6 protein-coding genes and 1 pseudogene are annotated in these 6,773 nt (G+C 71.3%); 5 read left to right on the forward strand and 2 right to left on the reverse strand.

Annotated features, from left to right (window positions below):
• Positions 1–1,589 (reverse strand): FAD-dependent oxidoreductase (locus CQZ88_RS16705; RefSeq protein WP_102800057.1); only part of this gene is annotated, 1,589 nt, incomplete at its 3' end.
• A 132-nt stretch (positions 1,590–1,721) separates the two neighbouring features.
• Here CQZ88_RS16705 and CQZ88_RS16710 point away from each other — a divergent pair.
• The 3 genes from CQZ88_RS16710 (at position 1,722) to CQZ88_RS16720 (ending at position 4,572) form a co-directional block, all read left to right on the forward strand.
• Complete coding sequence (locus tag CQZ88_RS16710) at positions 1,722–2,468, forward strand: phosphoglyceromutase (RefSeq protein WP_006936001.1); 747 nt, start codon at positions 1,722–1,724, stop codon at positions 2,466–2,468.
• Positions 2,469–2,686: 218 nt separating this feature from the next.
• The gene (locus CQZ88_RS16715) at positions 2,687–3,805 is read left to right on the forward strand and encodes a cell wall metabolism sensor histidine kinase WalK (protein WP_231386031.1); all 1,119 of its coding nucleotides are present in this window, start codon (positions 2,687–2,689) and stop codon (positions 3,803–3,805) included.
• Positions 3,806–3,882: 77 nt separating this feature from the next.
• Entirely contained in the window at positions 3,883–4,572 is a 690-nt protein-coding gene (locus CQZ88_RS16720) for a response regulator transcription factor (protein WP_029545153.1), read from the forward strand.
• Here CQZ88_RS16720 and CQZ88_RS16725 read toward each other — a convergent pair.
• The gene (locus tag CQZ88_RS16725; protein ID WP_006935994.1) at positions 4,554–5,384 is read right to left on the reverse strand and encodes a hypothetical protein; all 831 of its coding nucleotides are present in this window, start codon (positions 5,382–5,384) and stop codon (positions 4,554–4,556) included. The two genes, CQZ88_RS16720 and CQZ88_RS16725, sit on opposite strands and share 19 nt — an antisense overlap.
• A 45-nt stretch (positions 5,385–5,429) precedes the next feature.
• Here CQZ88_RS16725 and CQZ88_RS16730 point away from each other — a divergent pair, with 45 nt between their 5' ends.
• Both CQZ88_RS16730 and CQZ88_RS16735 read left to right on the forward strand, forming a co-directional pair.
• Positions 5,430–6,383: a Ppx/GppA phosphatase family protein gene (locus CQZ88_RS16730; protein ID WP_029545150.1), complete on the forward strand. Its 954-nt coding sequence runs from the start codon at positions 5,430–5,432 to the stop codon at positions 6,381–6,383.
• Positions 6,380–6,773 (forward strand): annotated as a pseudogene (locus tag CQZ88_RS16735) (hypothetical protein); the annotation flags it as partial. The gene CQZ88_RS16730 and the pseudogene CQZ88_RS16735, both read left to right, overlap by 4 nt.

Here is a 6,773-nt window from a genome sequence, read left to right on the forward strand (position 1 = left end):
GTCGCGAGATCGATGTCGGTGCGGACGTAGTCGCCGGCGAGGAAGAGGTTCGGGATCGCGGTGCGCGCGTCCGGACGGTCGGCCCACGAGCCGGCGGTGTTGACGAGCAGGGGAGTGTCGTTCGTGTTGCGGGCCTGCGCGGCGTCCCACCGGACGCCGGGATCGAGGAACCACGAGACGACGTCGTTCTCGTCGAGGACGCCGGTGCCGGTGTCGTCGAGGCACGCCGACATCTGCGCCCACGTCTCCCGGGCGATCTCCTCGGCGGTGCACTCCTTCGCGGTCTTCCCGTGGAGGATGCCGGGGGTGTCCCAGTCGGAGATGTCCACCGACAGGCAGTCGTGGGCACTGCCGTCGCCGTAGCGGGCGGCGAAGTCCCCGCGCCAGAACTGGCCCTGGCTGATGGAGGTCAGGGCCCACGGCGAGCCGAGGTAGGCGACGTGCCCGTCGGCGATCGGGGTGGGCCGGCGCAGGAAGTACTGGATGCCCACCATCCAGTCCGTCTGCAGGTTCCGCATGGCTCCGAGCCGCGGATCGGCGGCGACGATCCGCGGTGACCACAGCGGCACGGCCCGCTCCACGGGCATCGCCGCGACGTACCAGTCGGCCTCGGCGACGGCGCGGGTGCCGCCGCCGTCCACCAGCCGTACTCCGGTGATCGAGCCCGAGGAGATGTCGAGAGCCTCGGCCGCCCAGCCCATTTCGAATCGAACGCCGAGGGCGCGCAGGTGCGCGGCCCACGGGTCGATCCAGGCCTCGTTCGTGGGGGCGGCGAGGAGCCGGTCCAGGTGACCGTACTCGGGGACGGTGCCCATCGCGTTCCACACGAACGCCTGGCCCATGATGCCGATGGTGCGGGTGGACGCGACGGTGGGCCGGGCGGCCACCAGTTGCCGGGTCAGCGCCGAGACGAGGATATTGCGGTAGGCCGGCGACTTGCCGTCGGCCTCGAGCGTCTGCGACCACGTCTGGTGCTCCCACTGGCCGTGGCGGCGTTCGAGGCTGCTGGTCAGGAACATCACCAGCTTGCGGGTGAAGACGGCCAGCTCGTGCGGGGGGATCGCGCCGCCGAGGGAGAAGGCGGCGGCCAGGGACTCCTGCAGCGAGGCGGGGTCGAGGACGTCGGGGCGCAGCGGCGCGATCGACGCGGGGGCGGTCAGGTCGGGCCCGCCGGGGATCGCCATCCGGAAGGCGGATCCGGCGACGAGGTTGTCGAACACGCCGTTCGGGTTGCCCGGGAAGGGGATCCGCCGCATCGTGTCGGGGATGTGCCGGTAGAAGCCCGGGAAGAAGCGGAAGCCGTGCTCGCCGGGCAGGTCGGCGCGTCCACCGGACCCGGTGCCCGGCGACGGGATGCTGCGGGCCTTGCCGCCGAGGGCGGTCGGTTCGAAGACGGTGACCTCGAAGCCGCGTTCGATCAGTTCGTGGGCGGCCGTCAGGCCCGCTATCCCGCCGCCGAGCAAGGCGACGCGCCGGCCCCCCGAGCGCAGCGCGGGCGAGCGCGGTGCGGCGTGAGCGGTCGTGGGCGCGACCGCGACCGCGCCCAGGGCGGTGAGGAAGGTGCGGCGGGAAAGCCGGGTGTCGAACACGAGAATCCCCCGATCCGGACGTCGTTCTGAAAACAACTGTTGTCACATATATCCGATGTGTGCGGCCCGCGGGGCGGATTCGCCGAACGGTGCGGACGTGGCACCGCCGCCCGGGCGTGCCAGGATTGGCCCATGACCAACGGAACACTTGTGTTGCTCCGCCACGGCGAGAGCGAATGGAACGCGATGAACCTCTTCACGGGGTGGGTGGACGTGCACCTGACCGACAAGGGGATCGCCGAGGGCAAGCGTGCCGGCGAGCTGCTCGCGGAGCACGGTCTCCTGCCGGACGTGCTGTACACGTCGCTGCTGCGCCGCGCGATCAGCACCGCCAACTACGCGCTCGACGCCGCGGATCGGCACTGGATCCCGGTCGTGCGTGACTGGCGCCTGAACGAGCGGCACTACGGTGCGCTGCAGGGCAAGAACAAGGCGGAGATCAAGGCGGAGTTCGGCGAGGAGCAGTTCATGCTGTGGCGCCGCAGCTACGACACCCCGCCGCCCCCGATCGAGCCCGGCAGCAAGTACAGCCAGGACAGCGACGTCCGGTACGCGGACGTCGACGAGGTGCCGCTCACCGAGTGCCTGAAGGACGTCGTCGAGCGCCTGATCCCGTACTGGGAGGAGACCATCTCCCAGGACCTGCGGGCCGGCCGGACCGTTCTGATCACGGCCCACGGCAACTCGTTGCGCGCCCTCGTCAAGCACCTCGACGGGATCTCCGACGAGGAGATCGCCGGGCTGAACATCCCCACCGGCATCCCGCTGCGCTACGACCTCGACGAGAACCTGCGCCCGCTGAACCCGGGCGGCACGTACCTCGATCCCGAGGCGGCCGCGGCCGGTGCCGCCGCCGTCGCCGGCCAGGGCGGACGGTAGTCCCTCCGGGGGCCGCGGGCAGCCGTCCCGCGGCCCCCGGGAAACGGCCGGTGAACACGCGGCAAATGCCGCGAACATGCGGCGTGACGTGCGGCGGAATGCCCCGACCCGCTGTCACCGTCCCGCCGTGCCTACGTACGATTCGAGACGTGACTGTTGTGCAGGCCGTGCTGCTCGCCGGGGCCGCCGTCCTCGGTGCCGTGTTCGCGATCGTGCTGATGCGGCTCCTCCGGGGGCGGGCCACCGACCGCACGGACGCCGACCTGACCATGGCCCAGGTGCTCGACCGCGTCGTCTACGGCGCGGACACGGGCATCGCCGTCGTCGACCGGTTCCACGACGTCATCCTGTTCAACCCGCGCGCCGAGGAACTCGGCCTCGTCCGCAACCGGCTCGTCGAGGACTCGGCCTGGGCGGCCGCCACCCGGGTCCTCGAGACCGGTGAGCCCGCCGAGCTCGACCTCACCGCGAAGAGCCCGCGCGGTCGCGAGCGCGTCGCGGTGCGCTGCGTCGCGCGGCGCCTGCTCGACGACGACGCACGCTTCGTCGCGCTCTACGCCTACGACGACTCCGAGCAGGTCCGGATGGAGGCCACGCGCCGGGACTTCGTCGCCAACGTCAGCCACGAACTCAAGACGCCGGTGGGCGCGATGGCCTTGCTCGCCGAGGCCCTGCTCGAATCCGCCGACGACCCGGAATCCGTGCGGCACTTCGGAACCCGGCTGCAGAGCGAGGCCAACCGGCTCGGCAACATGGTGACCGAACTGATCGCGCTCTCGCGTCTGCAGGGGGCCGAGAAGCTCCCGAACCTCGAGGTGGTCGAGGTCGACGACGTCGTCGAGGAGGCGCTGCGCCGCACCCGCCTGACCGCCGAGAACGCGCAGATCACCGTCACCACCGACGCCCCCAGCGGCTACGAGGTCCTCGGCGATCAGACGCTGCTCGTCACCGCCCTGGCCAATCTCATCGAGAACGCGGTCGCCTACTCGTCCCCGGGCTCGCCGGTCTCGGTCAGCCGGTCCCTGCGCGCGGGCAAGGTGGCGATCGCGGTGACCGACCGCGGCATCGGGATCGAGAAGGAGGACCAGGAGCGCGTCTTCGAACGGTTCTTCCGGGTCGACAAGGCCCGTTCCCGCGCCACCGGCGGCACCGGTCTCGGCCTGGCGATCGTCAAGCACGTCGCCGCCAACCACAACGGGGAGATCCGGTTGTGGAGCCAGCCGGGAACCGGATCGACGTTCACGCTCCTCATCCCCGCCCACTCGGCCGACCCCCGCGAGTCACAGGTCGCCTCCCCTCGCCGCGAGGGCGGGGCGGCGCTGACGGCGGAGCGGTGACGACCACGCCGACATCCACGACGAGAAACGGAAGCGAGCCGGATGCACCAGGTAACGGAAGGTACGGAGGACCAGCAGTGACGCGTGTGCTGATCGTGGAGGACGAGGAATCGCTGGCGGATCCGCTCGCGTTCCTGCTGCGCAAGGAGGGCTTCGACACCACCGTCGTCGGCGACGGACCGTCGGCGCTCGCGGAGTTCGACCGGGCCGGCGCGGACATCGTCCTGCTCGACCTGATGCTGCCCGGCATGAGCGGCACCGACGTGTGCAAGCAGCTGCGCAGCCGGTCCGGCGTGCCGGTGATCATGGTGACCGCTCGCGACAGCGAGATCGACAAGGTCGTCGGCCTCGAGCTGGGAGCGGACGACTACGTCACCAAGCCGTACTCGGCGCGTGAACTCATCGCCCGCATCCGCGCGGTGCTGCGCCGCGGCGGGGAGAGCGACGCCGAGTCCGCACAGGACGACGGGATCCTCGAGGCCGGGCCGGTGCGGATGGACGTGGACCGGCACGTCGTGCACGTGGGCGGGAAACCGGTCACCCTGCCGCTCAAGGAGTTCGACCTGCTCGAGTACCTCCTGCGCAACTCCGGCCGGGTGCTCACGCGCGGCCAGCTCATCGACCGGGTCTGGGGTGCCGACTACGTCGGCGACACCAAGACCCTCGACGTGCACGTCAAGCGGCTGCGTTCGAAGATCGAGGCCGATCCCGCCAAGCCGCAGCACCTGGTCACCGTCCGCGGCCTCGGCTACAAGCTCGAGGGGTAGGGGGCGGGCTCCGGTGTCCGCTCGGCGGCGGCCGTCGTCGCGGGGTGCACGGCGATCAGGCCCAGCCCCTCGCGGCGGCGGCACAGCCGCGCGAGCTCCTCGTAGGCGGCATCGCCGATCAGCTCGCGCAGTTCCGGCGCGTACGACTGCCACACCGGCGAGGCGCCCACGTGGGCGTCCGGCGATCCGGAGCAGTACCAGTCCAGGTCGTGGCCGCCCTCGCCCCAGCCGCGCCGGTCGTATTCGGTGACGACGGTGCGCAGCACCTCGGTGCCGTCGGGGCGCTCGACCCAGTCCTGGGTCCGGCGGATCGGCAGCTGCCAGCACACGTCCGGCTTCACCTCGAGGGGTTCGATGCCGCGCCGCAGCGCCATCTTGTGCAGCGAGCAGCCGATGCCACCGGCGAAACCGGGCCGGTTGAGGAAGATGCAGGCACCCTTGTAGCGGCGGGTGCGCAGGGCCGGCTCGTCCTCGAGGTCGTCCTCCTCGAGGTAGCCCTTCTTGCCGAGTCCCTTCTCCATGAACTGCCAGTCCTCGGGAGTGAGATGTCTCACGGCGGCGTCCAGCTTGGCGCGATCGTCGTCGTCCGACAGGAACGCCCCGTGGGAGCAGCACCCGTCGTCCGGGCGGTCGGCGATGATGCCCTGGCACGCGGGCGTGCCGAACACGCAGGTCCAGCGGGAGAGCAGCCACGTCAGGTCGGCGGCGACGACGTGCTCGCTGTTGTCCGGGTCGGTGAACTCGACCCATTCGCGCGGGAAGTCGAGGGGAACTTCGGGGGCCGGGACCTGCTTGTGTGCGGCGCCGGGCATACCTGCTGTCACAGGACCCGACGGTAGACCCAGTACCGTATGTATGTGCGCCTAGGGGTACTCGACGTCGGAAGCAACACCGTCCATCTGCTCGTGGTGGACGCTCATCGCGGTGGCCATCCCACCCCCATGAGTTCGACGAAGGCCACCCTGCGCCTGTCCGAGAACACGGACGACCGCGGCGACATCACCCCGCAGGGCGCCGACCGGCTGGTCGAGACGGTCGCCGACTTCGCGGGCATTGCCCGCACCTCCGGATGCGAGGAGCTGATGGCCTTCGCGACCTCCGCGGTGCGCGACGCCAACAACTCCGAAGCGGTTCTCCGTCGCGTCCGCGCCGAGACCGGCGTCGCACTCGAGGTGCTCTCCGGCGTGGACGAGGCCCGGCTGACGTTCCTGGCGGTCCGGCGCTGGTACGGCTGGAGCGCGGGACGCATCCTGTGCCTCGACATCGGCGGCGGCTCCCTCGAGCTGACCTTCGGCGGCGACGAGGACCCGGACTGCGCGTTCTCGCTGCAGCTCGGCGCCGGTCGCCTCACCCGGGACTGGCTGAGCGAGGACCCGCCCGGCAAGCGGCGCGTCGCGGTGCTGCGGGACTGGCTCGACGCCGAGCTCGTCCGGCCCGCCCAGGAGCTTCGTGCGGCCGGCGTTCCCGACCTGTGCGTCGGAAGCTCGAAGACCTTCCGCACCCTGGCGCGGCTGACCGGTGCCGCCCCGTCGTCGGCGGGCCCGCGCGTGCGGCGCACCCTGACCGCCGCCGGGCTGCGTCAGCTCATCGCGTTCATCTCCCGCATGACGACCGCGGACCGTGCCGAGCTCGAGGGCGTGAGTTCCGACCGGTCGCAGCAGATCGTCGCCGGTGCGCTGGTCGCGGAGGCCGCCATGCGCGCGCTGGGAGTGGAGACGCTCGACATCTGTCCCTGGGCCCTGCGAGAGGGGCTCATCCTCCGCAAACTCGACACCGAGATGGGGGGCGAATTGATGGTGGTTTCGCAATGACGGACGGTCACAGCACCGACACCGGGCAGATCTCCGTCGCGGAGCTGCTGGCCCGGAACGGCCAGAAGGTGAATTCCCGCGCCGGCGGACGTCGCCGCCGCGGCGTCAGTGGGGGAATCTCGGTCGCGGAACTGACCGGAGAGATTCCCGTCAGCATTCCGGAGCCCGAGCCGACCGAGCCTCCGGAGACGAAGGCCCCGGAGGCCCCGGAGGTCGAGGCTCCGGTGGCCGAGCCGGCCGCGTCCGCCCCGCCTGCGGCGCCGAAGGCGGCGCCCGTGGTGCCGGCGAAGGCGGCACCCGTGGTGCCGGCGAAGCCGGAGCCCGTGGTGCCGGCGAAGCCGAAGGTGGAGCCCGTAGTGCCGGAGAAGCCGAAGGTGGGGCCCGTGGTGC

This window comes from Rhodococcus sp. ENV425 (assembly GCF_002887785.1).
Taxonomy (GTDB): domain Bacteria; phylum Actinomycetota; class Actinomycetes; order Mycobacteriales; family Mycobacteriaceae; genus Rhodococcus; species Rhodococcus aetherivorans.